The organism is Streptomyces violascens (genome assembly GCF_014649955.1).
Lineage (GTDB): Bacteria > Actinomycetota > Actinomycetes > Streptomycetales > Streptomycetaceae > Streptomyces > Streptomyces violascens.
This window is the reverse complement of the sequence record NZ_BMUA01000019.1, coordinates 23,233-41,615: the sequence shown is the minus strand read 5'-3', so window position 1 is coordinate 41,615 and position 18,383 is coordinate 23,233. Positions and strand designations below refer to the sequence as shown.

At 70.8% G+C, this 18,383-nt stretch carries 17 protein-coding genes; 8 read left to right on the top strand and 9 right to left on the bottom strand.

All coding sequences use genetic code 11. The features are described 5' to 3' along the window. Positions 1-12 precede the first annotated feature (12 nt). Positions 13-1,857 (bottom strand): NHL domain-containing thioredoxin family protein, encoded by a 1,845-nt coding sequence (locus tag IE206_RS29570; protein WP_189967404.1) that lies wholly within the window; start codon positions 1,855-1,857, stop codon positions 13-15. A 77-nt stretch (positions 1,858-1,934) separates the two neighbouring features. On the opposite strand from IE206_RS29570, the gene IE206_RS29565 reads away from it, so the two are divergent. Then, a complete protein-coding gene (locus IE206_RS29565; RefSeq protein WP_189967402.1) occupies positions 1,935-2,432 on the top strand; it encodes an LURP-one-related/scramblase family protein in 498 nt (165 codons plus the stop codon). A gap of 16 nt (positions 2,433-2,448) precedes the next feature. Here IE206_RS29565 and IE206_RS29560 read toward each other — a convergent pair whose 3' ends face one another. Beyond that, positions 2,449-3,243, bottom strand: a complete 795-nt coding sequence (locus IE206_RS29560; RefSeq protein ID WP_189967400.1) for a carbon-nitrogen family hydrolase — start codon at positions 3,241-3,243, stop codon at positions 2,449-2,451. A gap of 195 nt (positions 3,244-3,438) precedes the next feature. Between IE206_RS29560 and IE206_RS29555 the strand changes: the two genes are divergently transcribed. Next, on the top strand, positions 3,439-4,263 hold the full coding sequence (locus IE206_RS29555; protein WP_189967398.1) for a maleylpyruvate isomerase family mycothiol-dependent enzyme: 825 nt from the start codon (positions 3,439-3,441) through the stop codon (positions 4,261-4,263). Positions 4,264-4,331: 68 nt separating this feature from the next. Here the strand turns inward: IE206_RS29555 and IE206_RS29550 are convergent, their stop codons facing one another. From IE206_RS29550 to pdhA, 6 genes are all read right to left on the bottom strand, one after another. Further along, a complete protein-coding gene (locus tag IE206_RS29550) occupies positions 4,332-5,630 on the bottom strand; it encodes an MFS transporter (RefSeq protein ID WP_189967397.1) in 1,299 nt (432 codons plus the stop codon). Beyond that, positions 5,627-6,289: a GntR family transcriptional regulator gene (locus tag IE206_RS29545; RefSeq protein WP_226598914.1), complete on the bottom strand. Its 663-nt coding sequence runs from the start codon at positions 6,287-6,289 to the stop codon at positions 5,627-5,629. Before IE206_RS29545 ends, IE206_RS29550 begins: the two co-directional genes overlap by 4 nt. Before the next feature lie 108 nt (positions 6,290-6,397). After that, complete coding sequence (locus IE206_RS29540) at positions 6,398-6,847, bottom strand: hypothetical protein (protein WP_189967394.1); 450 nt, start codon at positions 6,845-6,847, stop codon at positions 6,398-6,400. A 190-nt stretch (positions 6,848-7,037) separates the two neighbouring features. Beyond that, a complete protein-coding gene (locus IE206_RS29535; protein WP_189967392.1) occupies positions 7,038-8,444 on the bottom strand; it encodes a dihydrolipoamide acetyltransferase family protein in 1,407 nt (468 codons plus the stop codon). 1 nt (position 8,445) lies between these two features. Beyond that, entirely contained in the window at positions 8,446-9,426 is a 981-nt protein-coding gene (locus IE206_RS29530; RefSeq protein WP_189967390.1) for an alpha-ketoacid dehydrogenase subunit beta, read from the bottom strand. Between the two features lie 2 nt (positions 9,427-9,428). Beyond that, on the bottom strand, positions 9,429-10,583 hold the full coding sequence (gene pdhA, locus IE206_RS29525; protein ID WP_189967388.1) for a pyruvate dehydrogenase (acetyl-transferring) E1 component subunit alpha: 1,155 nt from the start codon (positions 10,581-10,583) through the stop codon (positions 9,429-9,431). A 386-nt stretch (positions 10,584-10,969) separates the two neighbouring features. On the opposite strand from pdhA, the gene IE206_RS29520 reads away from it, so the two are divergent. From IE206_RS29520 to IE206_RS29510, 3 genes are all read left to right on the top strand, one after another. Further along, positions 10,970-11,632: a response regulator gene (locus tag IE206_RS29520; RefSeq protein ID WP_100575501.1), complete on the top strand. Its 663-nt coding sequence runs from the start codon at positions 10,970-10,972 to the stop codon at positions 11,630-11,632. 106 nt (positions 11,633-11,738) lie between these two features. Next, positions 11,739-12,155: a pyridoxamine 5'-phosphate oxidase family protein gene (locus IE206_RS29515; RefSeq protein ID WP_189967386.1), complete on the top strand. Its 417-nt coding sequence runs from the start codon at positions 11,739-11,741 to the stop codon at positions 12,153-12,155. Positions 12,156-12,170: 15 nt separating this feature from the next. Then, positions 12,171-13,184 carry a phosphotransferase gene (locus IE206_RS29510; protein WP_189967384.1) on the top strand — a complete coding sequence of 338 codons (1,014 nt, stop codon included), beginning with the start codon at positions 12,171-12,173 and terminating at the stop codon, positions 13,182-13,184. Positions 13,185-13,197: 13 nt separating this feature from the next. Here IE206_RS29510 and IE206_RS29505 read toward each other — a convergent pair whose 3' ends face one another. Continuing rightward, positions 13,198-14,913: a protein kinase domain-containing protein gene (locus IE206_RS29505; protein WP_189967382.1), complete on the bottom strand. Its 1,716-nt coding sequence runs from the start codon at positions 14,911-14,913 to the stop codon at positions 13,198-13,200. 323 nt (positions 14,914-15,236) lie between these two features. Between IE206_RS29505 and IE206_RS29500 the strand changes: the two genes are divergently transcribed. From IE206_RS29500 to IE206_RS29490, 3 genes are all read left to right on the top strand, one after another. Then, positions 15,237-16,841: a protein kinase domain-containing protein gene (locus IE206_RS29500; protein ID WP_189967379.1), complete on the top strand. Its 1,605-nt coding sequence runs from the start codon at positions 15,237-15,239 to the stop codon at positions 16,839-16,841. A gap of 200 nt (positions 16,842-17,041) precedes the next feature. Next, positions 17,042-17,611 (top strand): hypothetical protein, encoded by a 570-nt coding sequence (locus tag IE206_RS29495; protein ID WP_189967378.1) that lies wholly within the window; start codon positions 17,042-17,044, stop codon positions 17,609-17,611. 153 nt (positions 17,612-17,764) lie between these two features. Then, complete coding sequence (locus IE206_RS29490) at positions 17,765-18,304, top strand: bacterial proteasome activator family protein (protein ID WP_189967376.1); 540 nt, start codon at positions 17,765-17,767, stop codon at positions 18,302-18,304. The last annotated feature ends 79 nt before the right edge of the window (positions 18,305-18,383 follow it).

The following is an 18,383-nucleotide window of genomic DNA, read 5'->3' as shown; positions in this document are numbered from 1 at the left end:
TACCGCCTTCGGCTACTGGGCCCCTGCCTCGTCCATCCCGGCGAGCACCAGCGGCAGCCTGCTCGCGCCGCCCTCGACGAGGCGTACGGGGACGCCCCAGTCCTGCTGGTGCATGTGACAGGCCGGGTACTCGTTCGCGCCCGCGGCGGAGCCGCTATTTGACGCAGTGTCGTCGCACGAGGCCGCCATCGCCGACACGTGCAGCACGCCCTCGGCGACCTCCGGGTTCAGGCCGAGCTCGCGCGCGAGGTCGGTGCCGGTGCCCTCGCCCGCGAGCAGCAGCTCGGGCGGGGTCGAGGAGACGAGCAGCCGGGTCGAGGGACCGTACCGGGTGTCCAGCTTCTGCCCGGCGGGCGCCTGGAACACGACGTCCAACTGGAGTTTGCCCGGGGCCACTTCGGTCGCCGAACGCTGGGTGCGGTGCGCCACCGCCTCGACCCGTACGGCCTCCTCGGGCAGCCGCAGCCGGGTCAGCCGGTGCCGCGCCGACTCGACGACGACGATGTCGTCCCCGGCGAGGACCGCATCGCTCGGCTCCCTCACGTCCGTTGCCAGCGTGGTCACTTCACCACTGGCCGGGTCGTAGCGGCGCAGCGCGTGGTTGTACGTGTCCGCGACGGCGACCGAGCCGTCCGGCAGCGCGGTGACGCCGAGCGGGTGCTGGAGCAGCGCCTGCGCGGCGTCCCCGTCCCGGTGCCCGAAGTCGAAGAGCCCGGTCCCCACGGCGGTATGAACCGCGCCCTCGGCATCGACGTAGCGCAACGCGGAGGTCTCCGAGTCGGCGACCCAGAGCCGGTCCTCGGTGGCCGCGAGCCCGGACGGCTGCGCGAACCAGGCCTCGGCGCCGGGCCCGTCGACGAGCCCCTCGTTGGTAGTGCCCGCCGCGACCTCGACGGTCGCGGTCTGCGGGTCGTACGTCCACAGCTGGTGCACACCGGCCATGGCGATCCAGACCTTGCCCCGCCACCAGGCGACGTCCCACGGCGAGGACAGATCGATGCCGAGCGCGGGCCCGGAGGTCGGCTGCCCCTGCCACCACTGCCGTCCGGTCCCGGCAAGCAGCTCGATCTCGCCGCTGACGGGGTCGAAGGCCCGCAGCGCGTGATGCACGGTGTCGGCGACGACGACCCTCCCGTCCGGGAGCAGCGCGAGCCCCTGGGGCTCCTTGAACTGCCCGTCTCCGCCGATCCGCCGCACGACGCTCTCCCCGTCCGGGCCGAGCTCGACGAGCTGGTGGCGGGTGGTGTCGGACACCAGGAAGTTCCCGCTGGGCAGCACGATCGCCTTGCCGGGGAAGCGCAGGTCGGTGGCGACGGGCTCCGGCGGCACGTACGGCCCGTCACCGCGCCGCAGCGTCCCCTTCGCCCCGTGCTCGGCCTCCAGCTCCTCGACGAGCCGCTCAATGGCATGAGCATGGCCCTCGCCGGCGTGCTGGGCGACGATGTACCCCTCGGGATCGATCACCACGAGCGTGGGCCAGGCCCGCACGGCGTACTGCTTCCAGGTCGCCAGCTCGGGATCGTCGAGCACGGGGTGCTCCACCCCGTACCGCTCGACCGCATCGACAACGGCCTGGTGCTCGGCCTCGTGCACGAACTTCGGCGAGTGCACCCCGACGATCACGACGGTGTCCCGGTGCTTCTCCTCCAGCTCGCGGAGCTCGTCGAGGACGTGGAGGCAGTTGATGCAGCAGAAGGTCCAGAAATCGAGAATCACGATGCGGCCGCGGAGGCCGGAGAGCGTGAGTTCCTTCCCGCCCGTATTCAGCCAGCCACCCCTGCCGATCAGCTCGGGGGCACGGACGCGGGCACGGCGGGGGGCGGGCGCGGGGGTGGGCGCCGGGGCGGCATCGTTCATGGTTCAAGCTTGCCATCCCGGTATGAACACCCTGTGTCGCCGTTCGGCGGGGCCCCGGCACGGGCAGGGGTGTAGCCATGAAATACCTCGTGCGGGACAAGATCTTCGCCATCGGCGACGACTACTGGATCGAGACCGAGGACGGCCGGCACGCGTTCCTCGCCGACGGCAAGGCGCTGCGGCTGCGCGACACCCTGGAGCTGAAGGACCCGTCAGGGCGGGTGCTGATCACGCTGCGGGAGAAGATGTTCAGCCTGCGGGACGCGATGACCATCGAGCGGGACGACCAGATCCTCGCGAAGGTCCGCCGCAAGCGCCTCTCCCTGCTCCGCAACCACTACCGGGTCAGCCTGATCGAGGGCACGGAGCTCGACGTGACGGGCAAGATCCTGGACCGCGAGTTCACCGTCGAGTACGACGGGGAGCTGCTGGCCCACGTCTCGCGCAAGTGGTTCCACATCCGCGAGACGTACGCGGTGAACGTGGTACGGGAGGACGCGGACGCGGCGCTGCTGCTCGCGGTGGTGATCTGCGTGATCCGCATGGACGAGAAGGAGCGAGGCCACGAGGACTGACCCCGCCCGCTCTCCGCTAGCGCTTGGGCGTGTCCAGACCCAGCACCCTGTCCTTCAGGGCCGGAAACGCCTCGCGGGTGTCGAAGACCTTCGCCGGGTCGAGATCCACGGTCAGGGTCTCCTCACCGGAGCCGGCCTCGGCGAGGACCTCGCCCCAGGGGTCCACCACGATGCTGTGCCCCGCCTGGGGCACCCCCGCATGGGTCCCCGCAGTGCCGCAGGCCAGCACGTACGCCTGGTCCTCGACCGCCCGGGCCCGGGCGAGAAGGGTCCAGTGGGCGCGGCGGCGCTCGGGCCAGCCGGCCGGGACGACGAAGGCGTGGGCGCCGGCGTCGACGAGGCCCCGGAACAGTTCGGGGAAGCGGAGGTCATAGCAGGTGGCGAGGCCCAGCGTGAGGTCCGGCAGGGGAACGGTGACCAGATCCGAGCCCGCCCCCATCAGCACGGCCTCGCCCTTGTCGAAGCCGAAGCGGTGGATCTTCCGGTAGCTGTGCGCGAGTTCGCCGTCGGGCGAGAAGACGAGGGAGGTGTTGTAGAGCGCGCCGTCCTCGCCCCGCTCCGGAATCGACCCGGCGTGCAGCCAGATCCCGGCGTCCCGGGCCGCCTCGGACATCGCCCGGGCCGTGGTGCCGCGCAGCGTCTCCGCCTCGTCCGCGAAGAGTTCGTACGCGAACGCCCCGACCGTCCACAGCTCGGGGAGCACGACCAGGTCGCTGCTCCGCAGCTCCCGGATCAGCGAACCCACCCGCTCGCGGCGGGAATTGACGGATTCATACGGGTCTACATCGATCTGAATGAGCGAGGCGCGCACGGTACCACCGTCCTGGCTGTCGAGCCGTCAGCACTGGGGGAAACAGCCTACGATCGTCATACGAAAGCACTGCCGGGGTGCTGCCCGGCAGCGTACTGTGACCTTCCGGGGGAGACCCCCGGACCCCCCAAGCGACCAAGCCTCCCACACAGTCCCGCAGTCCAGCCCGCTACAAAAGAACCGCCGAGGGGTCCCGTGACCGTCCATCCCAGCCTTCAGACCTACGCCGATGCCTGGACCCACTCCATCGAGGCGATATCGGAGCTGGTGCAGCCGCTCGTCGAGGGCGAGTGGAACCGTGCGACGCCGTGCCCCAACTGGTCGGTACGGGACATCGTGTCGCACATCATCGGCATGGAGTGCGAGCAGCTGGGCGATCCGAGGCCGATCCACACCCTGCCGCGCGACATCTTCCACGTACAGACCGACCTCGCTCGCTATATGGAGATGCAGGTCGATGTGCGCCGGCACCATACGGCGCCGGAGATGACCTCCGAGCTGGAGTACACGATCATTCGCCGGGCGCGCCAGCTGCGCAACGAGAACCGGGATCCCGACACCAAGGTGCGCGCCCCGCTCGGCGCCGAGCAGACCCTGGAACTCGCGCTGCGGATGCGCGCGTTCGATGTGTGGGTGCACGAGCAGGACCTGCGCTGGGCCCTCAACAAGCCGGGGAACCTGGACTCCCCGGGCGCGTACGTGGCCCGCGACATCCTGCTGCACACGCTGCCCCGGGTCGTCGCGAAGGACGCCGGCGCACCGCCCAACTCGGCGGTCGTCTTCGACATCCACGGGCCGGTGGAATTCCTGCGCACGGTACGGGTCGACGCGGACGGGCACGGCACGATCGACGGCGCGCCCTCGCTGGGCCCGCTGGTCACCCTGGCCATGGACTGGGAGACGTTCCTGCGGCTCGCCTGCGGCCGCGTCCGTCCGCACGCCGTCGCCGACCGGGTGAAGACGGAGGGCGACCAGGCGCTGGCGGACGCGATCCTGCGGGAGTTCGCGGTCACCCCGTAACGCTGGGGGTTCCGGCTTCGCCGGGAAGCCCGAGGAGGGCCCGGCCACGCCGGGAACCAGGGTTCCGGCTACACCGGGACGTGCACCGCCTCCACCCTGCTCGCCACCAGGTGTTCCCGTTCGCGGCGCTGCGCCCGCGCGCGAAGACGCAGGATCTGGACCAGGCCCAGCGCCTCCAGGAAGAACACCGACGAGAACGCGATCCGGTAGTTGTCACCGGTCGTGTCGAGCAGCACGCCCACCGCGAGCAGCGTCGTCATGGAGGCGATGAAACCGCCCATGTTGGTGATGCCGGACGCGGTGCCCTGGCGCTCCGGCGGGTTCGCGGGGCGCGAGAAGTCGAAGCCGATCATCGAGGCCGGTCCGCACGCACCGAGCACGAGGCACAGGGTGACGAGCAGCCACATCGGCGCGTGCGGCGCAGGATAGGCAATGGTGGCGGCCCACATGAGGGCGGTCGCCCCTATGGTGCCGAGCGCCAGCGGCAGCCGGGCAGCGTGGTGGCGGGCGATGAGCTGCCCATACACGAGGCCGACGACCATATTGGAGAGCACCACAAGGGTCAGCAGTCCGCCCGCCGTGCCCCGGTCGAGGCCCTGCGCCTCGACGAGGAAGGGCATCCCCCACAGCAGCAGGAACACCATCGCGGGGAACTGCGTCGTGAAGTGCACCCACATCCCGAGCCGGGTGCCGGGCTCGCGCCACGACTCGGCGATCTGGCGGCGCACGAACGCGGCTCCGGCGTGGTGCGCGGGCGGCGGCTCGTGGCCTTCGGGGTGGTCGCGCAGGAAGAGCAGCAGCAGGACGAGGACGGCGACTCCGGCGAGCGAGCTGCCGACGAAGGTCCCCGTCCAGCCGACGCCGTGCAGCGCGCGGGCGATGACGAGGGTGGACACCAGGTTGCCGGCCATTCCGAACAGCGCGGCGACCTGCCCGATCATGGGCCCGTGCTTGGCGGGGAACCAGCGCGAGCCGAGCCGCAGCACACTGATGAAGGTCATCGCGTCGCCGCAGCCGAGCAGCGCGCGGGAGCCCAGCGCGGTGGCGTACGAGGGCGACAGGGCGAAGCCGAGCTGGCCGACGGTGAACAGGACGGTCCCGAGGACCAGGACCTTCTTGGTGCCGAGCCGGTCGACCATGAGGCCGACGGGTATCTGCATCCCCGCGTACACAAGCAGCTGGAGTATGGAGAAGGTGGAAAGGGCCGAGGCGTTGACGTGGAAGCGGTCGGCGGCGTCCAGGCCGGCGACGCCGAGCGAGGTGCGGAAGATGACGGCGACGAAGTAGACGCCGACGCCTATGCCCCACACGAACGCGGCCCGGCGCCCGCCCAGCGGCTGTGGTGCGGGCAGTGTGGCCGAACTCATCGATCGTCCCCCCTGACCAGGACCTTGACCCAGCTGAGGTGCTGGCGCACACAGTGCGCGGCCCGCTCGCCGTCGCCGTCCCTGATGGCGTCGAGCATCTCCTGGTGCTCGGCGATGTTCTTGGCGATGCGGTCGGGCTGGGCGTGCATGACGGCCACCCCCATGCGCAGCTGGCGGTCCCGCATCTGGTCGTAGAGCCGGGCCAGGATCTCGTTCCCGGCGTTGCGCACGATCTCGGCGTGGAAGCAGCGGTCGCTGACGGCGACGGCCGCCAGGTCCCCGGCGGCGGCGTGCGCCTTCTGCTCGGCCAGGAGTTCCTGGAGCCGCACGATCAGGTGCTCCGGCGCGGGTACGGCTCTGCGCACCGCGAACTCCTCCACGAGCAGCCGGGTTTCGACCACATCGGCGGTCTCCTGCGCGGAGACGGCGAGCACGAGCGCGCCCTTCTTCGGGTAGAGCTTGAGCAGCCCTTCGACTTCGAGCTTGAGCAGCGCTTCGCGCACGGGCGTCCGCGAAACCCCGACCGCCTCGGCCAGCTCGCCCTCGGTGAGCAGCGTGCCGCCCTCGTAGCGGCGGTCGAGTACCGCCTGCTTGACGTGCATGTACACACGGTCGGCGGCGGGGGGCTGCTTGGTGGCGGGGGCCGGGGCGGGAGACATGCGCACAGGATAGATACAACAGGAGTGCATCAGAAAGTTGCGTCCGGATCGCGGGACGGGACTTCCTACGGGGTCGCGCACGGGTGGCGATGTGCGCCACTTGGGCGCCTACTTGGTGCCGGTCACCTTGCAGCCCTTGGGCAGCTTGGGGAAGTCCTGCACCTGGTACTGAGCCCGGGGGCCGCCCTCGACCTTGGTCCTGAGCTGCGGGGCGGTGCCGTACGGCTTGAGGATCTCGGCGTAGATGCCGGCCGAGGCGGGCAGCTTGGGGTGCTTGCGGTCGAGCTTGCCGAGGCTCGGGACCGGATGGCCGGGGCCGTTCTTGAAGGTGACCGTCGGGCCGCTCGTGCTCAGGGTCATGAGCGCGGTGGTGCCGGCGCCGATGTCGGCCTCCAGGGAGGCGATGCAGGCCTTGGAGACCGGGGCCCTGCCCGCAGCGGTGGCGAAGACGGCCGGGGCCCGGTCCTCCGGGGCGGCGGCCGTGGAGGCGAGCAGTGCTCCGGTGAGGGCCGCCGCGGCGATCGCGGCGGCGAGCGCGGCGCGGGTGTGCATCCGCATGAATGACTCCCCTCAGCCCCGTCTGCCCAGGTCACCACGTGGCGCCCGGTCACGGCAGAGTGGCCGGGGCGCGGTGCGGACGGCCGGGGCCGCCCTTCCCCTCACCTTCCGCCCTGCCCGCAGCCGTGTCCACCCGGACATGCCTCGGCCCCCGGCGTACGGATGCGCGCCGGGGGCCGAGCGGGGCGCATCAGCCCCAGGTGATGAGCCGCTTCGGCTGTTCCAGGACCGCCGCCACATCGGCGAGGACCTTGGAGCCGAGCTCGCCGTCGACCAGGCGGTGGTCGAAGGAGAGCGCCAGCGTGGTGACCTGGCGGGGCTTGACCTTGCCCTTGTGGACCCACGGCTGGAGCTTGATCGCACCGACCGCGAGGATCGCGGACTCGCCCGGGTTGAGAATCGGGGTGCCGGTGTCCACGCCGAACACGCCGACGTTGGTGATGGTCACCGTGCCGCCCGACATCGCCGCCGGAGACGTCTTGCCCTCGCGGGCCGTCGACACCAACTCGCCCAGCGACTCGGCCAGTTGCGGCAGGGTCTTGGTGTGGGCGTCCTTGATGTTCGGGACGATCAGACCGCGCGGGGTCGCCGCCGCGATGCCCAGGTTCACGTAGTGCTTGAGCACGATCTCCTGGTTCACCTCGTCCCAGGAGGCGTTGACGTCCGGGTTGCGCTTGATCGCGACCAGGAGCGCCTTGGCGATCAGGAGCAGCGGGTTGACCCTGAGGCCCGCCATGTCCTTGTCGGACTTCAGCTCCTCGACCAGCTTCATCGTCCGCGTCACGTCGACCGTCACGAACTCCGTGACGTGCGGCGCGGTGAACGCCGAGCCGACCATGGCCTGAGCGGTCGCCTTGCGTACGCCCTTGACGGGAATCCGCGTCTCGCGAGCGTCGGAGGCCTGAACAGCCGCTGCCGGGGCGGGAGTTGTTTCACGTGAAACGGGCGCGGGCTCGGCCACCGGCGCGGCAGCCGCGTGCACGTCCTCGCGGGTGACGATGCCGTCGGGGCCGGTCGGCACGACGGTCGCGAGGTCGATGCCGAGGTCCTTGGCGAGCTTGCGGACCGGAGGCTTGGCGAGCGGGCGGGCCGGGGCCGGAGCCTGGCCGTTCAGCTCGGTCTGCACGGCACGCAGGGCGTCGGCCGGGGCCTGCTCGGGGACCGAAACCCCCTTGCGCGGGCGGCGCTTGGTCGAGGCCTCGGAGACGCCGTAGCCGACCAGCACGGGCTGGCGGCCCTTGGGCGCCTCGTCCTCCGCGGGCTCGGCAGGGGCGGCCGAGGCGGCCTCGGCCGCTTCCGCGGCCTCGGCGAACGGGGCGTACCCGCTGTCGGGGGCCACGTCGACGGTGATGATGGCCGTGCCGACGTCCACCGTCACGCCCTCTTCGAAGTGCAGCTTCTGCACCACACCGTCGTAGGGGATGGGGAGTTCGACGGCCGCCTTCGCGGTCTCGACCTCACACACCACCTGGCCGTCGGTGACGGTGTCACCGGGCTTGACGTACCACTTGAGGATCTCCGCCTCGGTGAGCCCCTCGCCGACGTCCGGCATCTTGAACTCGCGGTAGCGGGCAGCGTTCTCAGTCATTGTCGTCACCTCAGTACGCCAGCGAGCGGTCGACGGCGTCGAGCACCCGGTCGAGACCCGGCAGGTAATCCTCCTCCAGGCGCGCCGGCGGGTACGGGGCGTGGTAGCCGCCGACCCGGAGCACCGGGGCCTCCAGGTGGTAGAAGCACCGCTCGGTGATCCGCGCGGCGATCTCCGCTCCGGCGCCGTAGAAGACCGGCGCCTCGTGGACGACGACCAGGCGGCCGGTCCGCTCGACCGAGGCCTGGACGGCGTCGAAGTCGATCGGGGACATCGAGCGCAGGTCCACGACCTCGATCGACTTGCCCTCTTCCTGAGCGGCGGCGGCCGCTTCGAGGCAGACCTTCACCATCGGGCCGTAGGCGACCAGCGTGAGGTCCGAACCGGCGCGTACCGTACGGGCCTTGTGCAGCGGGGCCGGGATGGCCTCCGTGTCGACCTCGCCCTTGTCCCAGTAGCGGCGCTTGGGCTCGAAGAAGATCACCGGGTCGTCGGACTGGATGGCCTGCTGCATCATCCAGTACGCGTCCGACGCGTTCGAGGGGCTGACCACCTTCAGGCCCGCCACGTGCGCGAACAGCGCCTCGGGCGACTCGCTGTGGTGCTCGACCGCGCCGATGCCGCCGCCGTAGGGAATGCGGACGACGACCGGCAGCTTGATCTTGCCGAGCGCGCGGGCGTGCATCTTCGCGAGCTGGGTGACGATCTGGTCGTACGCCGGGAAGACGAAGCCGTCGAACTGGATCTCCACGACGGGCCGGTAACCGCGCAGGGCCAGGCCGATCGCGGTGCCGACGATGCCGGACTCGGCGAGCGGGGTGTCGATCACCCGGTCCTCGCCGAAGTCCTTGAACAGGCCGTCGGTGACCCGGAAGACACCGCCGAGCTTGCCGACGTCCTCGCCCATGACCAGGACCTTGGGGTCGGTCTCCATCGCCTTGCGCAGCGACTCGTTGATCGCCTTGGCGATCGGCAACTTCTGTACGGTCATGGCTAGTTGCCCTCTCCGTCCGCGAACGAGGCCTGGTAGGCGGCGAACTGGGCCCGCTCCTCGTCGACCAGCGCGTGGCCGTCGGCGTAGATGTTCTCGAAGATCGCCATGGGCTCGGGGTCGGGCATGGCACGGACCGCCTCGCGCACCCGCTTGCCCAGCGTCTCCGACTCGCTCTCCAGCTCCTCGAAGAACGCGGCGTCCGCGTGGCCCGCGTTCTCCAGGTAGGTGCGAAGGCGCAGGATCGGGTCCTTGGCCTCCCACGCCTCGCGCTCCTCGTCGGCCCGGTACTTCGTCGGGTCGTCGGAGGTGGTGTGCGCGCCCATCCGGTAGGTGAACGCCTCGACCAGGGTGGGGCCCTCACCCCGGCGGGCCCGCTCCAGGGCGGACTTGGTCACGGCCAGGCAGGCCAGCACGTCGTTGCCGTCGACCCGGACACCGGGGAAGCCGAAGCCCTGGGCGCGCTGGTAGAGCGGCACGCGCATCTGCTTCTCGGTGGGCTCGGAGATCGCCCACTGGTTGTTCTGGCAGAAGAACACGACCGGGGCGTTGTAGACGGCGGAGAAGGTGAAGGCCTCCGCGACATCGCCCTGGCTGGAGGCACCGTCGCCGAAGTAGGCGACCACGGCGCTGTCCGCGCCGTCCTTGGTGATGCCCATCGCGTAACCGGTCGCGTGCAGCGTCTGCGAGCCGATGACGATCGTGTACAGGTGGAAATTGTTGGTGTTGGGGTCCCAGCCACCGTGGTTGACGCCACGGAACATGCCGAGCAGGTTCGTCGGGTCGACGCCGCGACACCAGGCGACGCCGTGCTCGCGGTACGTCGGGAAGACGTAGTCGTCGTCCCGCAGCGCACGCCCGGAGCCGATCTGGGCGGCCTCCTGGCCCAGCAGCGAGGCCCACAGGCCCAACTCGCCCTGGCGCTGCAGGGACGTGGCCTCGGCGTCGAAGCGCCGGGTCAGCACCATGTCGCGGTAGAGGCCGCGCAGCTCTTCGGGGCTCAGGTCGACGTCATAGTCAGGGTGCTCGACCCGCTCGCCCTCGGGCGTCAGCAGCTGTACGAGCTCGGGCTCGGCGGCCGTCTTCCTTGCGCCGGCGCCGGCGGTGCGCTTGCTGCTGCGTCGCGGTTTGCGCGCGGCAGTGCTCTCCACGGTCACGTGCGTGCTCCTCCGTCTGTCCGGCTCCCGGGTTCGCCGGTGAGCCTGGGGGTCCCCCCGGCTCGTCCAGAGCTTGGGGGAGGCTCGCCTGTCCGTCTCAAGTGCACGGGGGTGTGCGCGCTCGGCCGGGGATCAGGCGTGACAGGTGCCCCGGCGAGCGCCCTGTCAAAGGCACGTTACCCAGTGCTGCGCATTACTGCGAAACCCCACTTGACCTGCGTTTTTGCTTGGATTTCCAAGTAAATCGAGAAAGTGGGGAACAGTCGCTGGTCACAGCCTTGCAGGCCGCCGGAACAACGGCACGTTATCCCGGTCACGCGTGTTCGGGAAGGGGTCACTTATGGCACTCTCCGGCGTCCTTCGGATGAATGTGTGAGACTGATTCCGTGCGCGAAACAGGCAAAATCACCGTATTCCTGCTCGATGACCACGAGGTGGTCCGTCGCGGCGTCCACGAAATGCTTTCCGTCGAGGACGACATCGAAGTGGTCGGCGAGGCCGGCACCGCCGCCGACGCCCTGGTCCGGATTCCCGCCACCCGCCCCGACGTCGCCGTCCTTGACGTCCGCCTCCCGGACGGCAGCGGAGTCGAGGTCTGCCGCGAGATCCGTTCGCAGAACGAGGACATCAAATGCCTGATGCTCACCTCGTTCGCGGACGACGAGGCCCTCTTCGACGCGATCATGGCCGGAGCCTCCGGATACGTCCTCAAGGCGATCCGCGGAAGCGAACTCCTGACGGCCGTACGCGACGTGGCGGCCGGCAAGTCGCTGCTCGACCCCGTGGCCACCGCCCGCGTCCTGGAGCGGCTGCGCGACGGCGGCAAGAGCAAGGGCGACGACCGCCTGGCCAACCTCACCGAGCAGGAACGCAAGATCCTCGACCTGATCGGCGAGGGCCTCACCAACCGTGTGATCGGCGAGCGCCTGCACCTCGCGGAGAAGACGATCAAGAACTACGTCTCCTCGCTGCTGTCCAAGCTCGGCATGGAGCGCCGCTCCCAGGCCGCCGCGTACGTGGCCCGGATCCAGGCCGAGAAGAACCACTGAGCACCTCTCACCGACGGGGCCCGGGCCGGTCATTCGGGACCTAGGGCCCGGATGCGCGGGGCCCCGGGCTCTTTCACGGGCCGCCGCGGGCCGCAAAGGTGGGGGCATGTCCTGCGAGGAAGCCCGCGCCATCGAGCTGCTCGGCCGCGTTCCGTACGGCCGCGTCGCGACCAGCATGCGAGCCCTGCCGTTCGTGGCCCCGGCCCGCCACATCGTGATCGACGGCCGCGTCCTGCTGCGCCTGCACGCCGGGCTCGGCTACCACCACGCATGCCTGGGCAGCGTGGTCGCGTACGGCGCGGACAACCTCGGCTCGGGCGAAGTCGACGTGTGGTCGGTGCAGTTCACCGGCACCGCCGAGGCCTTCGAGCCGACCGCAGGGGAGCTGGCGCTGTTCGGCGACGACCCCCGAGCGGTCGACGGGGAGCCCTTCGATCCCGTGTACATGCGAATCGAACCTCAGTTCGTGACCGTCCATTCGCTGGACTACTCCAAAGAGCGACAACTCAAGTACGTGGCGTGATCTAACATCTGAAGAGTGCCGCGCTCATCTGCAACTCCACCCGTGGGCGACCTCCTGCGCCGCTACGAGTCCGCCGGTGAGCCGCTCTCCTGCGAACGGGTCGCCCAGGGCCTGCTGAACCGCGGCTACCGGCTCGCCACCACCCGCGGCGACTACTTCCTCAAGCACCACCTGGACGGCGACCACGAGGCCATCGCCCGCCAGCACCGGGCCACCGAACGCCTCCAGGCACTCGGCGTGCCCGTCGCCCCGCCCGTACCGGACGCCGATGGCGACACCGTCGCGGTGATCGGCGGCCACTGCTACGCCCTGCACCCCTGGGTGCACGGCCGCCACCGCGACGGCGCCCAGCTGTGCGCCGTGGAATCCCGCCGGCTCGGGGCGCTGCTCGGGCTCGTGCACACGTGCCTGGCCCAGGTCATGGAGCCCGACGTGCCGCAGGCCGAGCACCTCAGCGCCGACCCCGCGGACACCTTCGCGCTGATCGACGACCTGGTGGCGCGGGCCCGCGGGCACCGGCCCCGGGACGCCTTCGACGAACTCGCCGAACACCGGCTCCTGGAGCGGCGGGTGCTGCTCGGCCAGCACGCCCACCGCCGCCCGGCCGCTCCCGTCACCGGCACCTGGGTGCACGGCGACTTCCATCCGCTGAACCTGCTGTACCGCGGCGAGGGCCGCTCGGCCGAGCCCGCCGCGATCGTCGACTGGGACCGGCTCGGCGTCCAGCCGCGCGCCGAGGAGGCGGTCCGGGCCGCCGCGATCTTCTTCGTACGCCCCTCGGGCGAGCTGGAGCTGGCGAAGGTGCGGGCGTACGCGCGGGCCTATCGGCGGGCCGCCGGGGCCGATGCCGAGGAGCTCGCGGCCGCGGTGCACCGGGTGTGGTGGGAGCGGCTCAACGACTTCTGGATCCTGCGCTGGCGCTACCAGCTGCACGACCGAAGGGCCGACCCGCAGTTTCCTGCGGCGTCGGCCCTGGCGGTCTGGTGGACCCGCGAGTACGAGGCGGTGTGCGAGGCCTTCGCGGGCTGAGCCCCGGCTCCGGTCAGGGAGTCGGCTTGGTGCCACCGGGGCCGCTGGAGGTGCCCGTGTTCCCGGCGGTGGTGCCATGGGTGGTGCCCGTGTTCCCGGACGACGTCCCCGTGTTGCCGCTGGAGGTGCCCGTGTTCCCGGAGCTGGTGCCGTCGGTGGTGCCCGTGTTCCCGGACGACGTCCCCGTGTTGCCGCTGGAAGTACCAGAGTTCCCGGCGGTGGTGCCCGAGTTTCCGGACGTCGTACCCTGCGTGTCCGTGCCCTCGCTCGTGCCCGACGTCGTGCCCTGGTCCGTGCCCGGCGAGTGCGAGGAGCGCGACTTGCTCGGCGTCGGCGAGGAGGAGCGCGAGCGGTGCGTGGAGGGCGACTCCCCGTTGCCGTTCGAGCTGCTGCTGTACGACTGGCCCTGGCTGGTGCCCGGGGTGTCCTGCGTCGACGGGGTGTCCGACTGGGAGACCGACGGCGAGTTCTTCGGCGTCTGCGAGGTGGTGCCCCCGCCGCCACCGCCACCGCCCGAGCTGTTCGCGGCCTTCAGCGCGAAGGCGACACCCACCGCGATCGCGACGATCGCGAGCACCACGAACAGCACCATCTTGCCGCCGCGGCCGCCGCCCTGCTTGTGGCCGCCGTGTCCGTAGCCGTCGTAACCGCCGTCGTCCGGGTTCATCGGCGGCAGGATCGGCCCGCCGAACTGCGAGGTCTCGCCGTGCATGGGGTGGCCCATGGCGGTGGTGGCGCCGGTGGTGCCCATCGCCGGGGTGTGGGCGCCCTCGTGCATCAGCTCGACCGGGCCGGTGTTCCAGGTGCCGGTGTGGCCGCCCTGTGCCTGGAGCATCTGCAGGCCGTACTGGACCAGGCCGCGCATCTCCTCGGCGGACTGGAAACGGTCGTCCGGGTCCTTGGCGAGAGAACGCATGACGAGGCCGTCGAGTTCCGGCGGCGCGACATGGGTCACCTGCGACGGCGGCACCGGCATGTCCTGGACGTGCTGGTAGACCACGCTCAAAGGCGTCTCACCGATGAACGGGGGCCGCAGCGCGAGGAGTTCGTACAGCAGGCAGCCGGTCGCATACAGGTCGGAGCGGTGGTCGACGGCCTTGCCGAGCGCCTGCTCGGGCGAGAGGTACTGCGGGGTGCCCATGACCATGCCGGTCTGGGTCATCGTCGACTGGGCGCCGTGCAGCGCCCGCGCGATGCCGAAGTCCATCACCTTGACCGCGCCCGTGTCCGTGATGATCACGTTGGCGGGCTTGATGTCACGGTGCACGATGCCGTGCTGGTGCGAGTACGCGAGCGCTTCGAGCACGCCCGAGACGATGATCAGCGCCTGCTCCGGCGGCGGGGCGTCCGCGTCCACCAGGAGGTCGCGGATGGTGCGGCCCTCGACGAGCTCCATCACGATGTACGGGACGGTCTGGCCGCCCACGAAGTCCTCACCGGAGTCGTACACCGCCACCACCGCGTGGTGGTTGAGTCCGGCCACCGACTGTGCCTCACGCGTGAAGCGCGCCTTGGACACCGGGTCCTCGGCGAGATCGGCGCGGAGCAGCTTCACGGCGACGGTACGGCCCAGGCGCACGTCCTCGGCGGCGAACACCTCCGCCATGCCGCCGCGTCCCAGCCGGTGAGTGAGGCGGTAACGGCCGTCGCCGACGAGTCCGCCGACCCACGACTCATGGTCCGGCGCATCGGCCATCCCGGCGCCGTTTCCGTCGGGTTCGGGTGCCATCAGTCCTCGCCGTCGTATCTGGCCGCGTCCGCGGTCTTCCTTACGGTCTTCCGTCGTGCTCTTCCGCTGGTTGTGCAGTAGTGCACGCTACAGCGTCAACACGGGGCACCGGTCCGGGATGGACCGGCCATCCAATCGGTTCCGTGTGTACCCATGCAAATCCCGTACGTTTTCGATGCCGGTCCTGTAACGCTTGCGAGACTCTTCCAGTGCGTACGGTCACGGAACGGGCACCCGGCTTGACGTGGATGTCCCCTCGGGCAGACTTGGCCTGAAAAAACGAGGATCAGCACGGGCCACCGCGCCAAGGGGGATGCACAGTCATGAGCCAGGACGGCGCACACGGCCGCTATGCGGGCGGATCCATCGCGGGCGGGCGCTACCAGCTGCGCGACCTCCTCGGCGAGGGCGGCATGGCCTCCGTGTACCTCGCGTACGACTCCGCTCTGGACCGCCAGGTCGCCATCAAGACGCTGCACACCGAGCTCGGCCGGGAACAGTCCTTCCGCGAGCGGTTCCGCCGCGAGGCCCAGGCCGTCGCCAAGCTCCAGCACACCAACATCGTCTCCGTCTTCGACACCGGCGAGGACGAACTCGGTGGTGCGCTGATGCCGTACATCGTCATGGAGTACGTGGAGGGCGAGCCGCTCGGCTCGACGCTGCACCGCGACATCCAGCAGTACGGTGCGATGCCCGCCGACAAGGCCCTCAAGGTGACCGCCGACGTCCTGGCCGCCCTGGAGGTCAGCCACGAGATGGGCCTGGTCCACCGGGACATCAAGCCGGGCAACGTCATGATGACCAAGCGCGGCGTCGTCAAGGTCATGGACTTCGGCATCGCCCGCGCCATGCAGTCCGGCGTCACCTCCATGACGCAGACCGGCATGGTCGTCGGCACCCCCCAGTACCTGTCGCCCGAGCAGGCCCTCGGCCGCGGCGTGGACGCCCGCTCCGACCTGTACTCGGTCGGCATCATGCTCTTCCAGCTGCTGACCGGGCGCATCCCCTTCGACGCGGACTCGCCGCTGGCGATCGCGTACGCGCACGTCCAGGAGGAGCCGGTCGCGCCCTCCTCGGTGAACCGGTCGATCACCCCGGCCGTGGACGCGCTGGTGGCCCGCGCACTGAAGAAGAACCCGAACGAGCGCTTCCCGAGCGCCCAGGCCATGCACGACGAGATCCTGCGGATCGCCAACGCGGGCCAGATGGGCGCGGCCCCGGTCATCACCGGCGGCGCCCCGCCCGTCAGCGGCGCGGGTGTCGGCGCGACGGTCTTCCCGCCGCTCGACTCGCAGGCCGCGCCCGGCCTCCAGGGCAACGTGCAGACGCCGTACCAGCCGGGCCCCTACGGTCCCCCGACCCCGGCCCCGCAGCCCCAGCCCTCGTACGGGTACCCGCAGCAGGCGCAGCAGCCCGCCCCGATGGCGGCCCAGACGCCGCCGCCGTACACGATCTCCCCGCAGGCCTCCCCGGCCGCCTCCGGCGCATCGAAGCGGAACACCCCGGTGATCGTGGGCGCGATCGCCGTGGCCCTGCTCGCGGTCGGCGGCCTGGTCACCGCGATCGCCATGAACAAGGGCGACTCGGGCGGCACCGGCGGCGCTGCCAAGGCCAGCAGCTCGTCGGCCGCGGGCCACAAGGGCCCCGAGCGCGACCGCACGATGGACACCGAGAAGTGCACCTCGCCGCAGACCTCCACGGTGGACCCGGGCAAGGTCCAGGCGCCGGACTTCACCTACAAGGACATCCTGTCGGTGAAGTCCTGCATCCAGGCCGCGGGCTGGAAGGTCAACACCGAGACCGTCGACAACGGCCAGTGGGGCCAGGACGTGGTGATCAGCCAGTTCCCCGCCGCCGGCGTGGACGTGGACAAGAAGAACGCGCAGATCACGCTCCAGATCTCGTCGGGCAACGCGCCCGCGCAGTAACCGCGCGCCGTTCGTTCGGACAAGGCCCGGCACCCCTGGTGCCGGGCCTTCGCGCGTACCCCGGGGGTGCGGCGGCCGGCGCCGCCCGTCCCATTCGGCGCAGGCGGGCAGCTCCCGGGATGCCGCACAACTCGCCCCGTGTGACGCTGATTCGGTCACCCCAGGCGATCCTGCACGTCCCTTCGGGAAGGGGCCCTGTCATGGCTCCAGGGATCCGGTCGCTCGCCGCGGCCGCATCGCTGACGGGGGCGCTGCTCCTGACGCCCCTGCCGTACGCCCTCGCCGCCGCCACCCCGTCACCCGGCCTGCCCCCGACCGCGACTCCCTCCGGCACGGCGCAGGCCTCGCCCCACGGCGAACCCTCGCGGGCCTCACCCCGTACCACCGCCTCCCAGGCCGTCTCCGAGGACCAGCACCTGGCGGGCAGCCGGGCGGGCGAGGGCCGTACCCGGCCGGGCCGGGTGGATCCGGCGGACCACTTCCTGCCGTACGCACCCGACACGGCGGACCCCGACGAGGTGGCACCGGCCCAGGTCGGGGTGGCACCGCAGTCCCCGAAGCAGGTTCCGCCCTCGGAGCCTGCGGCGCCCCCCTCGCTCACGCCCACCCCCACGACCGGCGGTGTCCTGCCGCCGGCCCGGCACCATCAGGCGCCGCAGGCCGTGTCCACCGATGACGACCTGCGCGTCCACGTCCTCTCGCTGGGGGCGGGCCTGGCGCTGACCGGCCTGGGACTCGGATTCCTGGCACTGCGGCTCCGGCGGCCATGAAAGAGGCGCCGGGAAAGGGGCACCGGGAAAGCGGTCGGCTGTTTCACGTGAAACCACGCTCGTCCGGCGGGAATCGTCGCCCGGCGGGCGGTGGATCACCTCTTCCCGGGGGCACAACGTGATGTGAGGCACGTGTGCGAGAGAATGGGCGGCATGGAGATGCCGAGGAACGATAAGTCGCCGGACAGCCCCCACATCCTGGTCGTAGGCCAGGACGGTATGGCGATCGGCGGTGGAGACGACGAGTCCCGCGAGGTCCCGGTGACGGAGATGGTCGAACAGCCGGCAAAGGTCATGCGTATCGGCAGCATGATCAAGCAGCTCCTTGAGGAAGTCCGCGCGGCTCCTCTCGACGAGGCGAGCCGAGTACGCCTCAAGGACATCCACGCCTCGTCCGTGAAGGAACTGGAAGACGGCCTGGCGCCGGAGCTGGTCGAGGAACTGGAGCGGCTCTCCCTGCCGTTCACCGACGAGGCGATCCCCTCGGAGGCCGAACTCCGCATCGCGCAGGCCCAGTTGGTCGGCTGGCTCGAAGGTCTCTTCCACGGGATCCAGACGGCCCTGTTCGCCCAGCAGATGGCGGCCCGCGCCCAGCTGGAGCAGATGCGCCGCGCTCTGCCGCCCGGTGTCTCGCACGACGACGAGGACGACGACGGCCCGCGCACGGGCGCCCGCTCGGGCCCGTACCTGTAACCAGCCCCCGCCGGGCTCACCGGCCCGTCGCACGGAGCAGTGAGAGGGGGCGCCTTCCCGGCGCCCCCTCTCCGCGTTC

Bases quoted from the DNA above. Each gene is read 5' to 3' on its own strand.
- IE206_RS29570 (WP_189967404.1), bottom strand. From the start codon at position 1,857: ATGAACGATGCCGCCCCGGCGCCCACCCCCGCGCCCGCCCCCCGCCGT.
- IE206_RS29565 (WP_189967402.1), top strand. From the start codon at position 1,935: ATGAAATACCTCGTGCGGGACAAGATCTTCGCCATCGGCGACGACTAC.
- IE206_RS29550 (WP_189967397.1), bottom strand. From the start codon at position 5,630: ATGAGTTCGGCCACACTGCCCGCACCACAGCCGCTGGGCGGGCGCCGG.
- IE206_RS29545 (WP_226598914.1), bottom strand. From the start codon at position 6,289: ATGTCTCCCGCCCCGGCCCCCGCCACCAAGCAGCCCCCCGCCGCCGAC.
- IE206_RS29540 (WP_189967394.1), bottom strand. From the start codon at position 6,847: ATGCGGATGCACACCCGCGCCGCGCTCGCCGCCGCGATCGCCGCGGCG.
- IE206_RS29530 (WP_189967390.1), bottom strand. From the start codon at position 9,426: ATGACCGTACAGAAGTTGCCGATCGCCAAGGCGATCAACGAGTCGCTG.
- IE206_RS29515 (WP_189967386.1), top strand. From the start codon at position 11,739: ATGTCCTGCGAGGAAGCCCGCGCCATCGAGCTGCTCGGCCGCGTTCCG.
- IE206_RS29505 (WP_189967382.1), bottom strand. From the start codon at position 14,913: ATGGCACCCGAACCCGACGGAAACGGCGCCGGGATGGCCGATGCGCCG.
- IE206_RS29500 (WP_189967379.1), top strand. From the start codon at position 15,237: ATGAGCCAGGACGGCGCACACGGCCGCTATGCGGGCGGATCCATCGCG.
- IE206_RS29495 (WP_189967378.1), top strand. From the start codon at position 17,042: ATGGCTCCAGGGATCCGGTCGCTCGCCGCGGCCGCATCGCTGACGGGG.
- IE206_RS29490 (WP_189967376.1), top strand. From the start codon at position 17,765: ATGGAGATGCCGAGGAACGATAAGTCGCCGGACAGCCCCCACATCCTG.